The organism is Halobacillus sp. Nhm2S1 (assembly GCF_019599545.1).
GTDB lineage: Bacteria > Bacillota > Bacilli > Bacillales > Halobacillaceae > Halobacillus.
The window spans coordinates 279,214-297,941 of the sequence record NZ_JAIEZV010000001.1; the positions used below are offsets into that span (position 1 = coordinate 279,214).

Consider the following 18,728-nt stretch of genomic DNA (forward strand, 5'->3'; position numbering starts at 1 on the left):
TTCCATGATTTGATAAAAGTATTCCTATTCCAGCGCATTTTTCTTCTCTTCCATCATTTCGTAGGTCATCGGCCCAACAATTCTTGGCTCTTGAATAATGCCATCTATACCGATGAAGTAAGTGGTAGGAATAGAGAGGATTTGGTATGTCTGATTAATTTCAAGTTCCTTGTCCAACAGGATAGGGAATGTGTAATTTCCGTCTTTAACAAACCGATCAACATCTTCCGTTTTTTTCTCAGTACCGGTACCGTTAACAGCCAAAATGACCACTTCTTCTCCATATTTTTCATGAAACTTCTGCATTTCAGGCATTTCTTCTCGGCAAGGTGGACACCATGTGGCCCAGTAATTTAAGAAAACTTTTTTCCCGCGGTAATCAGAAAGGTTAACGGTCTCCCCGTTCAGTGTTTCTAAGCTGAAATCCGGAGCTTTCTCCCCTACTTGTAATCCGTCGGGGGCGTTAGGCGCAACCATCCCTGTTTCCTGAGTTGCAGAAGGTTTTTGTTGTTCCACCTCATCTTTTTCAGAAAAGGTTGTAAAAATAACTAAACCTAAAAGTATAAGTAAGAAAACCGTTGCCAACCACTGTTTCATGATGATAGCCTCCGTCCATGATTCCAAACGTATGTGTATTATGTATAAGAATATAGAAAACCATTTATGCTTGTAAAGCTTTAACGGAAAATGCAACAATATTGTATTGATGTTTTTTTATATACTTTTCGGAGTTGCTACTAAGTATAAAGAAAGATCATAAGGGTTCCTGTAGGGACTTGAACTTTCTTCTTTCATCAGTGATCGTGTCCTATTGTGATGATCGAACACATGGTTTACGAAGAATAAAAAGATCGCCCTTTAGAAAGGGCGATCTTCAGAAAGAAATTTAGTTCAATTTGTTACGTAGAACCATTTGTAGAATACCACCATGACGGTAGTAATCGACTTCCACTTCACTGTCGAAGCGGGCAATGACTTCAAATTCTTTCTTATTGCCATCTTCATCTGTTGCTGTCACTTTGACATGATCACGAGGTTTAACATCTTCGCCGACTTCGATATCGAATGTTTCACGACCCGTCAAACCAAGAGACTCGATGCTGTCTTCCGGCTTGAATTGCAATGGAAGAACACCCATCATGACAAGGTTTGAACGGTGGATACGCTCGAAGCTTTCAGCGATGACTGTCTTAATTCCAAGTAGATCTGTCCCCTTGGCAGCCCAGTCACGTGAGCTTCCCATTCCGTAATCATTACCTGCAATAACCATCAATGGAGTTTGGTCTTGCTGGTACTTCATAGCCGCTGTATAGATTGGCATTACTTCTTCTGTCGGCCAGTAAGTAGTGAAACCACCTTCTGTGCCAGGAGCTAATTGGTTACGGATACGGATATTTGCAAACGTACCGCGCATCATAACTTCATGGTTACCACGACGAGAGCCGTAAGAGTTGAAGTTACGAGGACTTACACCATTGTCTTGCAAGTACTCACCTGCAGGCATATCTTTTGGAATCGCTCCCGCTGGAGAGATATGGTCTGTGGTTACAGAATCACCGAATTGACCGATGACACGCATCCCTTCCAATGGTTTAACGGTTTCAGGTTCACTGGAAAGCCCTTCAAAGAACGGAGGGTTCTGAATGTATGTGGATTTATCGTTCCAATCATACAATGGCTCATCCGTTGTTTCGATTTCGTTCCATTTTTCATTCGAGTTGAATACATTCTCATACTCTTTACGGAAGATTTCTGGAGTAACAACACGGGAAATTTCTGATTTAATTTCTTCCTGAGAAGGCCATATGTCATTGAAATAAACATCGTTTCCTTCACTGTCTGTTCCGATCGGTTCATTCTTCAGATCGATATCCACCGTACCCGCAAGTGCATAAGCAACCACTAATGGCGGTGAAGCCAGGTAGTTGGCTTTTACTAGAGGATGAATACGACCTTCGAAGTTCCGGTTACCGGACAAGACAGAAGATGCTGTCAAATCACTGTCAGCAATCGCTTTCTCGATCTCTGGCAGTAACGGGCCGGAGTTACCGATACATGTCGTACATCCATATCCAACAAGGTTGAATCCTAGATCGTTCAAATAAGTCATCAGCCCTGAATCTTCAAGGTAGCGAGTAACAACCTTGGACCCTGGTGCTAATGATGTTTTCACGTAGTCTGGAACCTGCAAGCCTTTTTCGATCGCTTTCTTAGCGACGAGACCTGCGCCAAGCATAACGTGTGGGTTGGACGTGTTCGTACAAGAAGTGATGGCAGCAATCGCAAGAGCACCAGTCTTCATGACGGACTTATCTCCATTATCGAACTTCACTTCTACTTCTTTGTCGAACTCAGATTTGTCCAAGCCAAAGCCGTGGTTCCCAGCCGGCCCCGTGATCGCTTTTTCAAAGGACTCTTTCATTTGAGAAAGAGGGATCAAATCTTGAGGGCGTTTTGGTCCGGATAAGTTCGGCTCTAATTCACCGAGATCGATTTCAACTAGTGATGTGAATTCCGGATCCTCGAAGGAAGGATCATACCACAAGCTGTTTTTCTTGCAGTATTCTTCTACAAGCTTGATTTGCTCTTCGCTGCGGCCTGTAAGACGAAGGTACTCAAGAGACTCTCCATCAACCGGGAAGAAACCACATGTCGCACCGTATTCAGGAGCCATGTTGGAAATCGTTGCACGATCAGCCAGTGGCATTTCCTGCAACCCTGGTCCGAAGAATTCAACGAATTTACCGACTACGTTTTGTTCACGTAGCTTTTGAGTGACTTTCAGTGCTAAGTCTGTAGCTGTTGTTCCTTGTGGGAAGCTTCCATTCAGCTTCACTCCAATGACTTCTGGAGCTGGGAAGTAAGACGGCTGACCGAGCATTCCAGCTTCGGCTTCAATACCACCAACACCCCAACCTAGGACACCAAGACCATTGATCATCGTTGTATGTGAGTCGGTTCCGACAAGTGTATCAGGATAAGTATCATAAGAGCCGTTCTCGTTTTCTTTCGCGTGAACGACATTTGCGATGTATTCAAGGTTTACCTGGTGAACAATACCTGTTGCAGGTGGAACTGCACGATAGTTATCGAACGCTTTTTGAGCCCAGTGCAGGAATTCATAACGCTCTTCATTTCGTTCGAATTCAAGTTCCATGTTCACATTCAAGGCATCAGGAGTACCGTACTTGTCTACTTGTACAGAGTGGTCAATGACAAGATCAACAGGAACTTCCGGGTTAATTTTGTCAGGGCTTCCTCCCATATCCACCATCGCTTTTCTAAGAGATGCCAGATCGACCACGGCAGGTACGCCGGTAAAGTCTTGCAGAATAACGCGGGAAGGTTTAAATGGAACATCTTCCCCTTTTGATTTTTCAGTTCCCCAGTTTGCTAGACTCTCGACATGATCATCGTTGATGACGCGTCCGTCGTGTTGACGTAATAGAGATTCTAGTAGGATACGGATGGAGAAAGGTAGACGGGAAATCTTACCATGTCCCGCATCTTCTAAGGCTTTCAAATCGTAATAGTTGTACGTTTGGCCATTGAGTTCAAATTGTTTGCGAGCATTAAAAGCATTGCTAGCCATATTCCTTTTACCCCCTCATCAATATTCAATAGTGAACCTTTTTAAGGTTTCACCATTCCCCAAATTTTCATATTTGTTCTCCTTGTATAGAACAAGTTCACAAATCTGCAATCCTTATTGTAAATGAAAACGATTTATAAGTAAAATGAATGACCACAAATTTTTCTGAATTCGATAAATTTTATACAAAAACCTACAAAAACGCATGCTTGTATTTAAAGTGTCAACCTTTTATAATGAATTTAGATAAGTCCAAGATAATGAAACAGGTGATAATATGTCAGGTGGATTTGCCCTATTTATCGTTGGGTGGATTGTCATCATGGTTGGTCTGATGAGCATTGGCGGCTTCTTTATGTTCCGCAAATTCCTGAAGCGTCTTCCGAAAGAAGACGGAAAATCAATCATTGACTGGGAAGAGTATTATGTGGACAAGACAAAGCACATGTGGTCTGCAGAACAAAAAGACTTATTGGAAGAGTTGATTTCTCCCGTTCCAGAGCTCTTCCGGGATGTAGCAAGGCAGAAGATCGCTGGACGTATAGGAGAAATCGCGCTGCAGAAAAAGAAAAAGAAAATCACACAGGAGATTTTAATCGAGGGCTACATACGTGCCACCCCGAAACGGGATCACAAGTTTCTTGTCAAAAAGTTAGAAGAGAAAAAAATAGACATGAGCCCTTACGACCCACTAATTGAACGCTAAAAAGGACCCGGCTTAAGCCAGGTCCTTTTTTAATTCCAACTTTTTTTCCAAATGTAAGTATTGCTTCAACATGGCCATCCGCCATGTCATGATCATCCCGAAAGCGAGTAGAAAGAACATTCCACTCGTTTCCCCAAGGGAGACATGCTGTCCTATAATGAGCTTGAAAACAATTCGTAAAATCAGCAGACCAAAAAGGATAAATACAAAAGCCCTTGATGGTTTCAAATAAATATCTCCATCCCTCACTTCAAATTTTGAAGTGCGAATGAGGAAAATGGAAAAAATAACTCCAATGAGAATGGCTTCCATTACTTGGGTCCATTCAACTCGGAACACCGGAAACACGAACATGAGAGCTCCTGTGCTCATCATGAAAGGTGGTAGAATGATCTTTTTTACACTTGCCGGTTTTTTTGCCGCCCGCAATCGGACGAAAATCATAGCCGTAGCCATGCCGGCCGCAACAATAGTGCTTGCAATTAACCAAAACATAACGATTCACTCTTTCTACTCTGTCCTTAATATCAGTTTAACGCAAATTCGATGGCATTCAGGACCTGAGCTTCAATAAGGGTTTACAATGAGGGGGTTTCCATCATTCGCTTATTTAGACATTTGATGATGTCCTCTTTCCAATAGTTTCTATAAATAAGGTGGATGAGACTCGTATCATTAATCAAACGCCGGCACTGTTGGTATTTTTATTCCCTATCGTAGGCAATGGTCAAAATGATCGTCATGGTTACCCCTACAACAGCTAGATACACACCAAGGTCAAACAAAAGGGCCGTAGCAAGTTCGGTCTTACCTAAGATCGGCAGTTGAAAATAAGCAAACGTTTGCGTGAGGAAAGGCGCGTCAAAAACCATTCCACCAATTCCGGTTGCTGCCGCCACCATCAATCCTACAGGAATCAAAAAACGGAAATTAATCGGCAAAATTTTCTCCATCGCCTTACTTCCATAAGCCATATACATGAGGATGATTGCTGCAGCAGTCATTAAACCACCGATAAACCCTCCACCTGGAGCATTATGGCCAGCAAAAAATAAATAAACGGAAAACCCTAGCAGGATAAAGGCAATAAGTGTGGTTGTAGTTCTTAATATTATGTCGTTGGTCTGGGTCATAAAAAAAGCTCCTTTATTTTTTTCTCTAGTATCATCTTAATACAAATGCTCACTAAAATCCACGTCTTAGAACCCCTGGAAATTAAAGAGTCCAGCAAGGTAGGAAGTAAGCATCGTCATCCAGTCAAAATACAAGGCAATTCCCACTACAATCATGATATACCCACCTACTTTTACGATTCCCGCGCTGTGTCTTTTAATCCAGTTCAATTTGCCAATGAAAAAGGACAGGACTAAGAAGGGAATAGAAAAGCCAAGAGAATAAGATAACATCATGACCAAGAAAAGTTCAGGAGAATCAGCCGCCAACGAAAGCACAGACGCTAATATGGGACCTGTACAAGGCGTCCATCCGAGTGAAAACGTAAGTCCGATAAGGAATGTACCTATGTAACCAGATGGTCTATTCTTAAAAGTTATCTTTCGGTCTTTCATCAGAAAATCAAAGTTGAATACGCCAATAATAACAAACCCAAAGAAAATAATCAGGATGGACCCTAAACGACGGATCACAGGTTCATATTGTATGAAAAACTGCGCAAAAAACGACCCTGAAAAGCCTAGTATCAAAAAGATTGTCGTAAATCCTAATAAGAACATAACAGTATGGATCAGACTTGCTCTTTTCAACATCCCATTGTCCTCTTTTAATTCATTCACACTCATCCCTGTAATATAGGAGAGGAATGCAGGATACAGAGGAAAAACACATGGGGATATAAATGATAAAAAACCTGCTCCGAAAGCAAGGAAAAGATTTACCTCCATTTAATCATCACACCTTCATTCATTGTCGATTCCTATTGTAACAGAGCTATAGGCCTGACACGATGTTTATCTTGTGAACATCTATAGAAGTTGTCATAGAGAAAGCCTTCTTTCAAGTATGAAAGAAGGCTTTAGTGTCATTATTTCATTTGATTGTTCATTGAACGCATCATCTGATTGATTTTCTTCTGAGAAGGCTTTTGGCCCATCTGCATCATCAGTGTACGTAACATTTGTTCGTTAATTGGTGGGTTCTTTTTCAAATAATTCATCATGTACTTTCTAGCGATGAAGAAGCCTAGAGCTGCACCACCGACAAGAGTCAATAAAGCAATGATGATGACCCATACGATTCCCAATGTCATGACTTCGTCTTCCTCCTTCGTGTTGTCTCCCATAACAGTATAGTAAAACGTTCTCTAGAATACAATAGTCGTTTCTATATGAGCGCAATCCAGACGGTGCTATACGAATGAAATGTCAAATAGTAACCTCATAAAAAAGAAAACGATCTAGTGCGAACACTGATTCTAATAGAGACAACAAGCATTCTTATGCTTATTATATCACATGTAGGGGGGAAATCGGAAATGGTTGCCCCTACTATTTCCCCCGTTTTTGAGAGGAGAATGAAGCTCCCGGCATAAAAAGAAGCTGCCTAGAAAAAGGCAGCTTCTCCCTTGATTATTTCATCAAGTTTTCCGCATGCTTCACTACGTTCTCTACCGTGAAACCATAATTCTCGATCACAGTATTGCCTGGAGCAGAAGCACCGAACTTGTCGATTCCAATGACTGAGCCATCCAAACCTACGTAACGGTCCCATCCGAACGATGCGCCCATTTCGACTGCCAAACGTTTGCGGACAGAAGAAGGCAGGACTTGTTCTTTGTACTCTTTAGGCTGAGCTTCAAAACGATCGAAAGAAGGTACACTGACGACGCGTACATCATAACCATTCTTTTTCAATTCCGCTTGTGCTTCAACAATTAATTGTACTTCAGAACCTGAAGCAAGTAGGATCGCATCCGGCTCTTCTTTGTCTGAATCGCTAAGGATGTATGCCCCTTTCTTCATCCCTTCGTACGCAAGTTCCTCTGTACCTTGAAGAGTCGGTAACCCTTGGCGTGTGAGAACGAGTGCAGTTGGAGTCGATTCAGACTCTAAAGCAAGTCTCCACGCTGCATTGGTTTCGTTCCCATCCGCAGGACGAAGCACAGAAAGATTAGGCATTGCGCGAAGAGAAGCCAATTGTTCCACAGGTTCGTGGGTCGGACCGTCCTCTCCAACGGCAACAGAATCATGAGTGAAGACATAGTTCACTGGAAGGTTCTGCAGGGCAGAAAGACGGACAGCTGGGCGCAGGTAGTCACTGAAGACAAAGAATGTACCCGCATAAACTTTAAGTCCACCATGAAGGCCCATTCCGTTCATAGCAGCCGCCATGGCAAATTCACGAACACCGAACCAGATGTTTCGACCAGCGTAGTTGTTACGTGAAAAGTCTTCTTCATCTTTAACGGCCGTTTTGTTTGAACCTGCAAGGTCGGCACTACCACCAAAGAAATTAGGGATAGCTTTAGAAAGAGCATTGATTGCATCTCCAGAAGCCGCACGTGTTGCCGGGCTGTCCTCCCCTACCTGGTAGGTTGGAAGGCTTTGATCCCAACCTTCAGGAAGTTCTCCACGAATCGCGCGCTCGAACTCTTCCGCAAGTTCAGGATATGCATCTTTGTATTGAGCCATCAGGTTGTTCCAAGAATCTTCTTTATCCTGACCATTTTGCTGAACTTTTTCTTTGAAATCCTGATAAACCTCTTCCGGTACGTGGAAAGGCTCGTGTTCCCACTCGTAGAACTGTTTCGCAGCTGTTACTTCCTCATCACCTAGAGGAGCACCGTGAGAAGCCGACTTACCAGATTTGTTAGGAGAACCGTACCCGATGACGGTCTTCACTTCGATCATTGTAGGTTGATCTGTGTTCGCTTTTGCTTTCTCTAGTGCTTTTGCAACTTCTTCTGTATTCGTACCATCCTCAACACGGATCACTTGCCATCCGTACGCTTCATAGCGCTTTTCAACACTTTCGCTGAAGGAACGATCAAGATCACCATCAAGGGAAATGTCGTTGGAATCATAAAGAACGATCAATTTACCAAGGCCTAGGTGACCGGCAAGAGAAGCTGATTCCTGTGATACTCCCTCCATCAAGTCACCATCACCACAAATCGTATATGTGTAATGGTCTACAACATTGTACCCTTCGCGATTATATTTTGCGGAAAGATGAGCTTCAGCCATCGCCATTCCGGTCGCCATTGCAATACCTTGTCCTAGGGGACCTGTAGTTGCTTCTACACCGTCTGTATGACCAAACTCTGGGTGCCCAGGAGTTTTTGAATCCCATTGACGGAAGGACTTAAGGTCGTCCATCGTCACGTTATAACCGGATAAGTGGAGCAAGCTGTAAAGAAGCATAGATCCGTGTCCAGCTGATAGGACGAAACGGTCGCGGTCGAACCAGTTCGAGTTATTCGGATTGTGATCCATGAACTGAGTCCATAGCGTATAGGCCATCGGTGCTGCACCCATTGGCATTCCAGGGTGTCCGGAGTTTGCTTTTTCTACTGCATCGATTGTTAAAGTTCTTATCGTATTGATTGATGTTTGTTCAAGGCTGTTTGCCATGTTCAACATTCCCCTTTCTTTTCAGGTATATGTACCATGTATTATCCTATAATGAAATTCCTTTCGAAACAAGCTTTGTGCAAAATTTCGCACAGCCTCAAACCTAATTTCCCCCTTATTCAGGGAATTAAACAAGAAAAAATCCGCATTCGAAAATTATCGAATACGGATGATTTGGTATTAATTCTTTTTTTCGTTCTTTTGCATTTGACGAAGCTTCTCTGGAGTTACGTCATTCCCTTTCGGATCAATGACGGTCACACCTTTCAACTGATTTTTGAAAGATTTACGCGCATTTTTCAAATACTCCTGGCGCAGCTTCTGCTGTTCTGCTTTTTCTTCCTTCGAAAGCTCTTCCTGCTTAGATTTATTAGCAAGTTCATTTATACGATTAATTTTTTCTTTTGATAACATAGATCCTTCTCCTTTACTCATAGTCTGGATCGTAAAACATGAAAAAGACAAGAAATCCAAAGATCCTTGTCCTACATTTATATTATCGTGATTCTTCTTCTTTTTCAAGCGATAGGTACTCCTTGTATCTACGATGCACCGTAGCTTTTGATACATCAAATCCCAATCCTCTCAAAGTCGCTGCGATATCTTTGAAAGTCAAATCATTTTTCCTTAGACGAATAACTTCTTCTATAGGAAAGTCGATCCTTTCACGCCCGGGTGCCTGATCACGGTTGGATAAGTTGGCGGATGGATCGTAGCCGTCCTCTACGGCTTTTCTCATCCCCCGGCGTATTTTCATATTATGTATTTTCCTTTGGTATTCTTCTACAATGCCTACAATCTGGAGGACCATCGAATCTGATTCTGACAACTGTAATTCTCCCTGGTTTGAAAGGGAGTACACCTTGACTTTCAACCGGTTCAATTGATGAAACAAAGCGATCTTCGTATTTCCCCGACCTAATCGTGTTTCATCTTGAATCAATAATGCTTCCGCACGCCCGGAAGAAAAACATTCAAGCATGCGGAAAATTCCTTCACGTTCAATTTCATAACCACTCGATTGTTCTTCAATACATTCAATAACTTCGAAGCCGTGACCCTCTGCCATCGATGTCAACTCGGCTTTTTGTCGTTTTAATGAAGTCACTTGTTCTTCTTTTTCCGTACTTACCCTGCAATATAAAATTACTTTCACTTGGATGATCCTCTCTCTTTCTCTATTAAACAGCTGTGACCATAGAATAATAGAGAATGATAAAACTAACAATAAAAAGAATAATGTAGGTGTAATCCAGCTTAGATAATTTGTTAAACATTGATAACCCCTCCGCTTTTCTAGAACGAACGTTCTCAAGAACCTGTGTTCGCATTTGTTACTTTTAATTATATACGAACACAGGTTCTTGTCAATGGTTTTTTTCGAACGCGTGTTTGTATTTTGAAAATATAAATGGTACAATGTGGTTACTATAATCCTATGTACGAGGTGCTAATCTATGAGTAAACTTTCAAAACGGCAGCAGGAAATACTAGATTTCATTAAAGAACAAGTTTTATCCAAGGGGTATCCGCCATCCGTAAGGGAGATCGGTCAATCCGTTGGTCTGGCTTCAAGTTCCACTGTGCATGGTCATTTATCCAGATTGGAGAAAAAAGGATACATTCGACGCGACCCGACCAAACCTCGTGCCATTGAAGTGATTGAATTAGAAGAAGATCACAGTATCCCGAGAAGTGAAGCTTCCTATGCTCCAGTAATCGGTAAAGTCACGGCAGGTTCACCGATTACAGCTGTAGAAAACATTGAAGAATACGTTCCACTTCCAGATACGCTAGCAGGGTCAGATGACAACACGTTCGTACTAATCGTACAAGGGGAAAGTATGATTGAGGCAGGAATTCTTGACGGGGATATGGTCATCGTCAGACAACAACAGACCGCGCAGAACGGTGATATCGTCGTAGCCATGACAGAAGACGAAGAAGCTACTGTCAAACGGTTCTTCAAGGAAAGAAATCATGTTCGCTTGCAGCCTGAAAACGCAACAATGGAACCAATTTTACTTCAAGATGTATCCATTTTAGGGAAAGTTGTCGGTCTTTACAGGACCGTACACTAAAAAGAAAGAGGCGAGTTTTTTTGAAAACTCGCCTCTTTCTTTTATTTCATGCGCCCAACATATTATCTTTTAGAAACGTTCTCACTTGTTTACGCTCATAACAGTAAGCTGCTGCATGTTCATTATGGATGTCAATCACCAGGATCATTCGGTGTGACCATCCGCCTTTGTGATTAATATAGATCCATTCCAACTTAATCTTTTCCAGTTTAGATCGTTGAAACCATACTTCCATTGGTGACTCCCCTGAATAGGAACGCTCGTTCTCACCATTATCATCTGTAACTCCTCCAAAATATACGACCAATATCTTGAAATGTCAGCAAACCTTCATGAAGATGTTTTGTACACATAGAAAAACCCTTGAAGCTTGTTGCTTCAAGGGTTTTAAATTTAATACGTCTGTAAATATTGTTCCCGTTCCCATGGATGAACCTGGGTTCTAAACATATCCCATTCAATTTCTTTCGCTTCGATGAAATGTTCGAATAGGTGCTCTCCAAGAGCTTCTACCATGATCGGGTCTTTATGCAGCTCTTCCAATGCATCATATAAAGTAGCAGGAAGATCTTTAACTCCGTGAGCTTCACGCTCTTTCTTATCCATCACGTAAATGTTTCGGTCGACAGGAGCAGGTGCTTCCAGTTTATTTTCCACACCATCAAGTCCAGCAGCAAGAAGCACAGCCATCGCCATGTATGGGTTGGCTGATGGATCCACACTGCGGACTTCGATTCTTGTGCTCAAGCCACGGGATGTCGGAACACGTACGAGTGGACTACGGTTTTGACCGGACCATGCTACATAACACGGAGCCTCATATCCTGGTACAAGACGCTTATAGGAGTTGACGGTAGGGTTCGTCACGGCCGTGAAGTTCGTTGCATGTTTGATGATGCCTGCCGTGAACTGGTAAGCCACTTCTGACAGCTGTTCCTTCCCTTTCTCATCAAAGAAAGCATTACCCTTTTCATTGAAAAGAGACATGTTCGCGTGCATACCAGATCCGTTTACACCAAACAATGGTTTAGGCATAAAGGTTGCATGCAAACCATGTTGGCGGGCAATGGTTTTAACGACGAGTTTGAATGTTTGGATATCATCACAATGCTTGACGGCATCCGCATATTTGAAGTCGATTTCGTGCTGGCCTGGAGCTACTTCGTGGTGTGAGGCTTCAATTTCAAAGCCCATTTCCTCAAGCTCCAGGACGATGTCACGACGGCAATTTTCACCAAGGTCCGTTGGTGCCAGGTCAAAATAGCCGCCTTTATCATTCAACTCCATCGTCGGATCGCCTTTTTCATCTAATTTGAATAGGAAAAATTCAGGTTCTGTACCGATGTTGAAAGCAGAAAATCCGAGTTTCTCCATTTTTTTGATGTTCCGCTTCAAGTTATAGCGCGGACACCCTTCAAAAGGAGTTTGGTCTGGGTTGTAGATGTCACAGATGAATCGTGCGACTTTCCCTTTTTCTGAGGTCCAAGGGAAAACGACGAATGTATCCAGGTCTGGAACTAAATACATGTCAGATTCCTCGATACGAACGAACCCTTCAATAGAGGATCCATCAAACATCATCATGCCATCAATAGCTTTATCCAACTGGCTTAGTGGAATTTCCACGTTTTTGATTGTACCAAGCATATCCGTGAACTGAAGACGGATAAACTTGACGTTTTCCTCATTGATTTTTTTGTAAATTTCTTCTTTTGTTAAACCCATTGAATTTCTCCTCTCAACAGAAAATTAATGGAAGAACCTTGACATTTCTCCCTGTCTGATTGCTAATTTCCCTTGTCTTCCCGCTGTGAATAGTTCTCGTTGCAGCATACGACGAAGTTCTTTTTCGGTAAGCTCGTTGTGCACTTCCTTCACTTGGTCCTCATCATATACTTCATTATCTGGCTGATCATTCAGCTTCAGAACTTTCTTGATTCCGGCCATGTTCACTCCTTGATCGATCAAGTCTTTAATTTCAAGCAGTCGATCGACATCATTGAATGAAAACATACGGCGGTTCCCTTCTGAACGTGCCGGTTGAACAAGCTCGTGCTGTTCGTAATACCGGATCTGCCGTGCAGTAAGGTCTGTCAATGATTGAACAATCCCCATCGGGAATAACGGCATAGAACGACGAATTTCATCACTCATCGATGTGCCACCTCCCCATAAGAATGATACTTTAATTATACGTCACGCAAGGGATATGTCAACATATGTGAGGAATGTTCACACAATTTGAAGCTGTTTTTTGAAAGGGTTACCATTCCCTTTGCTTCAAGCTTTAACCATACCCTCTTCTACCAACTGCTCCACAGCTTGTACGACAGCGATCTTCACATGCGCATAAGTCAATCCACCTTGGACGAAAGCCGTATAAGGGGGGCGAATAGGACCGTCAGCTGTCAACTCGAGACTTGCTCCTTGAATGAAAGTACCCGCAGCCATGATGACTTCATCCTCGTAACCTGGCATGGCACTCGGTTCTGGTTTGAAATGGGAATTAACAGGGGATGCCTGCTGAATGGATTGACAGAATCTGATCATTTGTTCAGCTGTGTTGAAGTTGACGGATTGAATTAAATCGGTCCGCTTCGCATCAAAAGCAGGATTTGTATTGAATCCCCATTCTTTCAGATATCTTGCAGTGAAAATTGCACCCTTCAAAGCTTCTCCTACAACATGAGGCGCGAGGAAAATGCCTTGGTACATTTCTTGCAGGCTATTCAAACTAGGTCCCGTTTCCTTCCCTAAGCCAGGAGCAGTTAAACGATAGCTGCATTTTTCAATCAGTGTTTTCCCCCCTGCAATATAACCACCGACCCTTGCAATCCCGCCACCTGGGTTTTTTATTAGCGAACCAGCAATGAGGTCAGCTCCTACTTCAAGCGGTTCTCTTGTTTCTACGAATTCACCATAACAGTTATCAACAAAAACAATGACATCATCTTTAATCTCACGTACGAACTGGATGATCGATTGCAACTCGTCAATGTTGAATGAAGGACGATCCTCATATCCCTTGGACCTTTGAATGGCTACGACCTTCGTCTTTTCATGTATAGCTGCTCGTATTCGATCATGGGAAAAAGCGCCGTTCTCTTCTAATGCAATGGTTTGATAGCTGACACCGAAGTCACGTAATGAACCGGTGTCCTTATTGCCTTCAGAACCAATAACATCCCTTAGGGTGTCATAAGGCTCTCCAGATATGTAAAGCAGTTCATCTCCCGGGCGCAGAACTCCGAATAAGGCCGTCGTGATTGCGTGCGTTCCGGATATGAGCTGAGGCCTGACAAGGGCATCCTCCGCTTTAAATATTTCTGCATATAATGCTTCAAGTGTGTCTCTCCCGAAATCGTCATAGCCATAACCTGTCGTTGGGTTAAAGTGAGAATCACTGACCCTCAGTTTATGGAAGGCATGTAATACCTTTTCCTGATTGTACTCGACAATCTCGCCCACCCTATGGTGCTGGTTCTTAATCTCTTTCTCTACATGTTGCTTCATATCTTGAATCTTCATGATGAATCCTCTTCCTATCTTGCAGAATTTCGTTTATTCAGCGATTTACTTATTTATAATATTTGGTGTTTCAATGGATGGTGAGGGTGGATAAAGCCATGAAGGGCATAGCCTTCTTTTTCCTCATAAAAATGGATGCTCGTGATCATACTGTAGGCCTTGAATTGCTGCAGTCTTTTTCCTTCAGATGCCGGTACGAAAACGTCATACTCACTCCATTCTTCTTTCAATACCTCTTCAATTTTGTGAAGGACTCTTTTACGATCGATGGGATCATGAACGCTCACCGTCAACGAAGGGAAGGAGTGAGGAATGAAATCCTCCTTCAGTAGATCCTTTTTATTGTAAACGGTCAGGATCGGAAGTTGGCCTGCTCCAAGGTCGTCCAACAATTTTAAAACCGTTTTTTCCTGCTGGATATGGTCGGGGTGTGAAGCATCAACCATATGAACGATAAAGTCCGCTTCCGTAACCTCCTCTAACGTAGATCGGAAGGCCGCGATGAGCGTTGTCGGCAAGTCCTGAATAAATCCTACGGTATCAGAAAGAAGAGCCAGAAAGCCAGAAGGAAGGCTCATCTGCCTTGTGAGAGGATCAAGTGTAGCAAACAATAAATCCTCTTCGAAAGACTGGCTGTCGGTCACTCTATTGAAGAATGTTGATTTGCCCGCATTCGTATACCCGACGATCGCGACTTGAAAGGCACGGTTTTCTTTTCTCCGTTTTCGATACTGTTCACGCTGCTTTACAACCGTATCCAGCCGCTTCTTGATATCATCAATTCTTCGTTGGATGTGACGCCGGTCCGTTTCCAATTTGGTTTCACCAGGACCACGTGTACCAATTCCTCCACCTAACCGGGATAACGCTGTCCCTTGGCCAGATAGACGCGGAAGCAAATACTGTAATTGTGCCAATTCTACCTGCAATTTCCCTTCCTTCGTGCGAGCTCTTCCTGCAAAGATATCCAAAATCAGCTGGCTTCTGTCGATGACACGTACCCCGACTCTGTCCGCTATATTTCTAAGCTGACCAGGTGATAGTTCATCATTAAATATCACAAGCTCAGCTTCAGCCTCTTCTGCTGCTTCTTTTATTTCTTCAAGTTTCCCTTCACCTAAATATGTAGCCGGGTGAACCCGGTCACGCTTTTGAGTAATAATTTTGCATACTTCTCCATCCGCGGTTTCCGTAAGTGACTGAAGCTCCTCTAAAGAGGACTGAAACCGTTCTTCTTGTTCGAATGGATCTTTTCTTGCGACTAACACGACCAATTCTTTTGCCATCTGTCTTTTCACCTACTCTTTTCGTCTGCCTCTATCACGTTCATCATAACAGAAAAACGCTCCCTATGAGTGGGCGGCCTATTAGATCAAGTCTATTTCTTGTAAGGGAACATCAAAATCTTCTGCCTGAAGCGTCATGAGTGTTTTTTTCTTCGGGTTGGGGGTGCTGATGACTCTCCATGCATGTTTCCGAATGGCTTCTTCGATAAGATTCCTTACATAGCGGGCATTCGAAAAGTTTTCCTCCCGTCTGTTATACACATGAGCCAGATGATGAAAAAGTTTTCGTTCCGCTTCTTTTGTTAAACAATATTCCCTTTCTTCAATCATTCCAAAAGCAATCTGAGTAAGTTCTTTCGCAGAATAGTCCTTGAAAGAAAGTTGGATGGGAAACCGGGAAGCAAGGCCTGGGTTTAAGGTCAGAAAATCTTCCATTTCATCTGGATAGCCAGCAAGGATGATGATGCACTCATTATGATGATCTTCCATGCATTTCACTAATGTATCAATCGCTTCTTTTCCAAAATCCTTCTCTCCACCTCTGGCTAAAGAATAGGCTTCATCAATAAAAAGGACGCCCCCTAGTGCTTTATGAATTAAATCTTTCGTTTTTTGAGCTGTATGCCCGATGTACTCTCCGACAAGATCGCTCCGATCGGCTTCAATGAATTGACCCTTTTCAAGCACGCCGACATCACGGAACAAAGCAGCAACCATCCTGGCGACGGTCGTTTTCCCAGTACCTGGATTCCCGTGAAAAACCATGTGCAGGACTTGCGCATTCGACTTTAATCCAGCTTCTTCTCTTTTCTTTGAAACAAGCACCTGTGCGTAAATCTCTTTTACCCTGGTCTTCAGATCCTCCATCCCAATGATAGAATTAAAAAATTCCTCTATTTTCAGAAAAGGAGCACCTGTCTGTTTTAGAGCAGCCGCTTTCCGATCAGGAATCGCTTTATCTTTAGAATCATTCAACACAATATTGATCGTGCTGTTTGGTCTCGCCGTTTTCGCTTGGGGTTGCACATCGATCCCTCCTCATTCTTCTTCATCATACGCGTAGGTGGGGTTTCCTGTGACAGACGCCCAAATCATACCTTTCCATGAAAAAGCGGATACCTCTAAAGGCACCCGCTTTTTTCGATTTCGTGATCCATTCACATTATTCTTTATCCAATGAAACATTTTTGACAGGAGCAAATGTCGAAATGGCATGTTTGAAAATCAATTGTTGCTTTCCTTCTGTCTCCAACAAGACAGTGAAATTATCGAAGGCTTTGACGATGCCCCTCAATTGAAAGCCATTGAGTAGAAAGACAGTCACCTGCATGCGTTCTTTCCTTAATTGATTTAAATAATTGTCCTGGATATTAACCGATTGGGCCATGGATCTTCCTCCTCTTTTCTATCTGTAATAATACGATTCTACGCTTTAGCCTATCTTTCCTGCTAAATCGCCTAAAATTGTTTCAAATTTCTCCTCGTAGTCCGAAGGAGAGATTTCATACCAGTCGATCTCCATTTTGTTTTTGAAGTAGGTGTACTGACGTTTAGCATAACGTCTGGAATTACGTTTAAGTAACTCTACGGCTTCCGACAGTGTACATGAACCTTCGAAATATGGAATCAATTCCTTATAACCAATCGCCTTCATCGATTGAGCGTCCTTCAATCCTTGTTCGTAAAGGTTTTGGACTTCTTGTACCAATCCCTGTTCAATCATTTGATCAACTCTATGATTGATACGCGCATACAGTAAATCACGGTCCATCTCCAATCCGATTAATAATGGATTAAATGGAGATACGCTCTGTTTTTGATCATGGCGGTCACTCATCACCCGACCTGTTGTTTCATAAACTTCAAGCGCCCTTAGTACTCGCCTTTCATTATTCGGGTGGATTTTTTCCGCTTGTTCAGGGTCAATTTCAACAAGGCGTTTGTACATATAATCTTTGCCATTTTCCTTCCATTCTTTTTCAAGTTTACGAATGATGGCAGGATCCTTTTTGTGTTCAGAAAAATGGAAATCAAAAAGTGTTGCCTGTATGTATAAGCCTGTCCCCCCTACCAAAACCGGCAGCTTTCCCCGGTTATGGATATCCCTGATTAACGCTTGCACCTTCTCCTGGAACTCAGCGACTGAAAACTGCTCAGCCGGATCTTTAATGTCAATCATATGATGCGGGATGTCCTGCATCTCCTCGTTGGTCACCTTTGCTGTTCCGATATCCATCGTCCGGTAAATCTGCATAGAGTCTCCACTGATCACTTCCCCATCAAAACGCTGAGCGATCCGAATCCCCAAATTCGATTTTCCAACTGCTGTAGGACCGACCACTGAGATCACCAATGGTTTCACACTCCCACCTCCTTCATACGTATCTATTATACATGAATGGCTCTACAATCATACCTCAGCGGGCAAAGTAACGCAATCCGTTACTACTACCAACGAGTTCCGTTATAAATATTCAAAATATTCGTTAGTCGTACTATCGCATTTCGTTAGTCTGTGTTATAGTATAGAAAAGGAGGCGTCTTAAAGTGGTTCATGAAAGAATTCGTTCACTTAGAAAAGAAAGACGTTTTACACAATCGATGTTGGCTGAAAAAGTCGGTGTGTCCCCACAAGTCGTATCGAATTGGGAACGGAGTTACACTTCGCCGGATCTTGACGATCTCACGAAGATTGCTCACGCTCTTCATACCACCGCAGATTATCTCCTTGGTTTAAGTGATGAACAAGAGGATGAAATGCGCGAAATTAAGCAGCTCCTGGAAACAAAGGGATACACAAAACCTGTATTTTTTGACAAGAAAGCATGGTTCGGAATCCAGCCGGAAGACATTAAACAAATTGATAACTATTTTCGTTTTCTTCTCCAGCAAAAAAATATTTCCTGACCCCTACTCTGTCATTCGCACTTATATATAGTTGATGAT

Annotated in this window: 20 protein-coding genes; 3 read left to right on the forward strand and 17 right to left on the reverse strand. The window is 42.7% G+C overall.

Features of this window, described 5'->3' with window-relative positions; all coding sequences use genetic code 11:
- Positions 1-24 precede the first annotated feature (24 nt).
- A complete protein-coding gene (locus K2225_RS01455) occupies positions 25-597 on the reverse strand; it encodes a redoxin domain-containing protein (RefSeq protein ID WP_220583175.1) in 573 nt (190 codons plus the stop codon).
- Between the two features lie 289 nt (positions 598-886).
- Positions 887-3,592 carry an aconitate hydratase AcnA gene (acnA, locus tag K2225_RS01460; RefSeq protein ID WP_220583176.1) on the reverse strand — a complete coding sequence of 902 codons (2,706 nt, stop codon included), beginning with the start codon at positions 3,590-3,592 and terminating at the stop codon, positions 887-889.
- A 277-nt stretch (positions 3,593-3,869) separates the two neighbouring features.
- On the opposite strand from acnA, the gene K2225_RS01465 reads away from it, so the two are divergent.
- Positions 3,870-4,298, forward strand: a complete 429-nt coding sequence (locus K2225_RS01465; protein ID WP_146816290.1) for a DUF2621 family protein — start codon at positions 3,870-3,872, stop codon at positions 4,296-4,298.
- 12 nt (positions 4,299-4,310) lie between these two features.
- Here the strand turns inward: K2225_RS01465 and K2225_RS01470 are convergent, their stop codons facing one another.
- The 7 genes from K2225_RS01470 to K2225_RS01500 form a co-directional block, all read right to left on the reverse strand.
- Positions 4,311-4,793 carry a CcdC family protein gene (locus tag K2225_RS01470; protein WP_220583177.1) on the reverse strand — a complete coding sequence of 161 codons (483 nt, stop codon included), beginning with the start codon at positions 4,791-4,793 and terminating at the stop codon, positions 4,311-4,313.
- A 209-nt stretch (positions 4,794-5,002) separates the two neighbouring features.
- Complete coding sequence (locus K2225_RS01475; RefSeq protein WP_089654991.1) at positions 5,003-5,431, reverse strand: Na(+)/H(+) antiporter subunit B; 429 nt, start codon at positions 5,429-5,431, stop codon at positions 5,003-5,005.
- 66 nt (positions 5,432-5,497) lie between these two features.
- Complete coding sequence (locus tag K2225_RS01480) at positions 5,498-6,199, reverse strand: cytochrome c biogenesis CcdA family protein (protein WP_146816294.1); 702 nt, start codon at positions 6,197-6,199, stop codon at positions 5,498-5,500.
- A 140-nt stretch (positions 6,200-6,339) separates the two neighbouring features.
- Complete coding sequence (locus K2225_RS01485; protein WP_035505139.1) at positions 6,340-6,564, reverse strand: YneF family protein; 225 nt, start codon at positions 6,562-6,564, stop codon at positions 6,340-6,342.
- A 319-nt stretch (positions 6,565-6,883) separates the two neighbouring features.
- Positions 6,884-8,887: a transketolase gene (tkt, locus tag K2225_RS01490; protein ID WP_220583178.1), complete on the reverse strand. Its 2,004-nt coding sequence runs from the start codon at positions 8,885-8,887 to the stop codon at positions 6,884-6,886.
- Between the two features lie 180 nt (positions 8,888-9,067).
- A complete protein-coding gene (locus K2225_RS01495; RefSeq protein WP_220583179.1) occupies positions 9,068-9,301 on the reverse strand; it encodes a DUF896 domain-containing protein in 234 nt (77 codons plus the stop codon).
- An 82-nt stretch (positions 9,302-9,383) separates the two neighbouring features.
- Positions 9,384-10,043 (reverse strand): YneB family resolvase-like protein, encoded by a 660-nt coding sequence (locus tag K2225_RS01500; RefSeq protein ID WP_220583180.1) that lies wholly within the window; start codon positions 10,041-10,043, stop codon positions 9,384-9,386.
- A gap of 301 nt (positions 10,044-10,344) precedes the next feature.
- Between K2225_RS01500 and lexA the strand changes: the two genes are divergently transcribed.
- Entirely contained in the window at positions 10,345-10,968 is a 624-nt protein-coding gene (gene lexA / locus K2225_RS01505; protein WP_146816304.1) for a transcriptional repressor LexA, read from the forward strand.
- Positions 10,969-11,014: 46 nt separating this feature from the next.
- Here the strand turns inward: lexA and K2225_RS01510 are convergent, their stop codons facing one another.
- From K2225_RS01510 to miaA, 8 genes are all read right to left on the reverse strand, one after another.
- Positions 11,015-11,203 (reverse strand): hypothetical protein, encoded by a 189-nt coding sequence (locus tag K2225_RS01510; protein WP_220583181.1) that lies wholly within the window; start codon positions 11,201-11,203, stop codon positions 11,015-11,017.
- 158 nt (positions 11,204-11,361) lie between these two features.
- Positions 11,362-12,693 (reverse strand): type I glutamate--ammonia ligase, encoded by a 1,332-nt coding sequence (gene glnA, locus K2225_RS01515; protein WP_220583182.1) that lies wholly within the window; start codon positions 12,691-12,693, stop codon positions 11,362-11,364.
- A gap of 24 nt (positions 12,694-12,717) precedes the next feature.
- Positions 12,718-13,122: a MerR family transcriptional regulator gene (locus K2225_RS01520; RefSeq protein WP_089652332.1), complete on the reverse strand. Its 405-nt coding sequence runs from the start codon at positions 13,120-13,122 to the stop codon at positions 12,718-12,720.
- A 126-nt stretch (positions 13,123-13,248) separates the two neighbouring features.
- The gene (locus tag K2225_RS01525; RefSeq protein WP_220583183.1) at positions 13,249-14,496 is read right to left on the reverse strand and encodes a methionine gamma-lyase family protein; all 1,248 of its coding nucleotides are present in this window, start codon (positions 14,494-14,496) and stop codon (positions 13,249-13,251) included.
- Positions 14,497-14,549: 53 nt separating this feature from the next.
- Entirely contained in the window at positions 14,550-15,782 is a 1,233-nt protein-coding gene (gene hflX, locus K2225_RS01530; protein ID WP_220583184.1) for a GTPase HflX, read from the reverse strand.
- Between the two features lie 81 nt (positions 15,783-15,863).
- Positions 15,864-16,808 carry an AAA family ATPase gene (locus K2225_RS01535; RefSeq protein WP_220583185.1) on the reverse strand — a complete coding sequence of 315 codons (945 nt, stop codon included), beginning with the start codon at positions 16,806-16,808 and terminating at the stop codon, positions 15,864-15,866.
- 136 nt (positions 16,809-16,944) lie between these two features.
- Complete coding sequence (gene hfq, locus K2225_RS01540) at positions 16,945-17,169, reverse strand: RNA chaperone Hfq (RefSeq protein ID WP_089652336.1); 225 nt, start codon at positions 17,167-17,169, stop codon at positions 16,945-16,947.
- Positions 17,170-17,214: 45 nt separating this feature from the next.
- Complete coding sequence (gene miaA / locus K2225_RS01545) at positions 17,215-18,144, reverse strand: tRNA (adenosine(37)-N6)-dimethylallyltransferase MiaA (RefSeq protein WP_220583186.1); 930 nt, start codon at positions 18,142-18,144, stop codon at positions 17,215-17,217.
- Positions 18,145-18,329: 185 nt separating this feature from the next.
- Between miaA and K2225_RS01550 the strand changes: the two genes are divergently transcribed.
- A complete protein-coding gene (locus K2225_RS01550; RefSeq protein WP_220583187.1) occupies positions 18,330-18,689 on the forward strand; it encodes a helix-turn-helix domain-containing protein in 360 nt (119 codons plus the stop codon).
- Positions 18,690-18,728 lie beyond the last annotated feature (39 nt).

Excerpts from the sequence above, each read along its gene's own strand:
- K2225_RS01455 (WP_220583175.1), bottom strand. The coding sequence starts at position 597 with ATGAAACAGTGGTTGGCAACGGTTTTCTTACTTATACTTTTAGGTTTA.
- acnA (WP_220583176.1), bottom strand. The coding sequence starts at position 3,592 with ATGGCTAGCAATGCTTTTAATGCTCGCAAACAATTTGAACTCAATGGC.
- K2225_RS01465 (WP_146816290.1), top strand. The coding sequence starts at position 3,870 with ATGTCAGGTGGATTTGCCCTATTTATCGTTGGGTGGATTGTCATCATG.
- K2225_RS01470 (WP_220583177.1), bottom strand. The coding sequence starts at position 4,793 with ATGTTTTGGTTAATTGCAAGCACTATTGTTGCGGCCGGCATGGCTACG.
- K2225_RS01475 (WP_089654991.1), bottom strand. The coding sequence starts at position 5,431 with ATGACCCAGACCAACGACATAATATTAAGAACTACAACCACACTTATT.
- K2225_RS01480 (WP_146816294.1), bottom strand. The coding sequence starts at position 6,199 with ATGGAGGTAAATCTTTTCCTTGCTTTCGGAGCAGGTTTTTTATCATTT.
- K2225_RS01485 (WP_035505139.1), bottom strand. The coding sequence starts at position 6,564 with ATGACATTGGGAATCGTATGGGTCATCATCATTGCTTTATTGACTCTT.
- tkt (WP_220583178.1), bottom strand. The coding sequence starts at position 8,887 with ATGGCAAACAGCCTTGAACAAACATCAATCAATACGATAAGAACTTTA.
- K2225_RS01495 (WP_220583179.1), bottom strand. The coding sequence starts at position 9,301 with ATGTTATCAAAAGAAAAAATTAATCGTATAAATGAACTTGCTAATAAA.
- lexA (WP_146816304.1), top strand. The coding sequence starts at position 10,345 with ATGAGTAAACTTTCAAAACGGCAGCAGGAAATACTAGATTTCATTAAA.
- K2225_RS01510 (WP_220583181.1), bottom strand. The coding sequence starts at position 11,203 with ATGGAAGTATGGTTTCAACGATCTAAACTGGAAAAGATTAAGTTGGAA.
- glnA (WP_220583182.1), bottom strand. The coding sequence starts at position 12,693 with ATGGGTTTAACAAAAGAAGAAATTTACAAAAAAATCAATGAGGAAAAC.
- K2225_RS01520 (WP_089652332.1), bottom strand. The coding sequence starts at position 13,122 with ATGAGTGATGAAATTCGTCGTTCTATGCCGTTATTCCCGATGGGGATT.
- K2225_RS01525 (WP_220583183.1), bottom strand. The coding sequence starts at position 14,496 with ATGAAGATTCAAGATATGAAGCAACATGTAGAGAAAGAGATTAAGAAC.
- hflX (WP_220583184.1), bottom strand. The coding sequence starts at position 15,782 with ATGGCAAAAGAATTGGTCGTGTTAGTCGCAAGAAAAGATCCATTCGAA.
- hfq (WP_089652336.1), bottom strand. The coding sequence starts at position 17,169 with ATGGCCCAATCGGTTAATATCCAGGACAATTATTTAAATCAATTAAGG.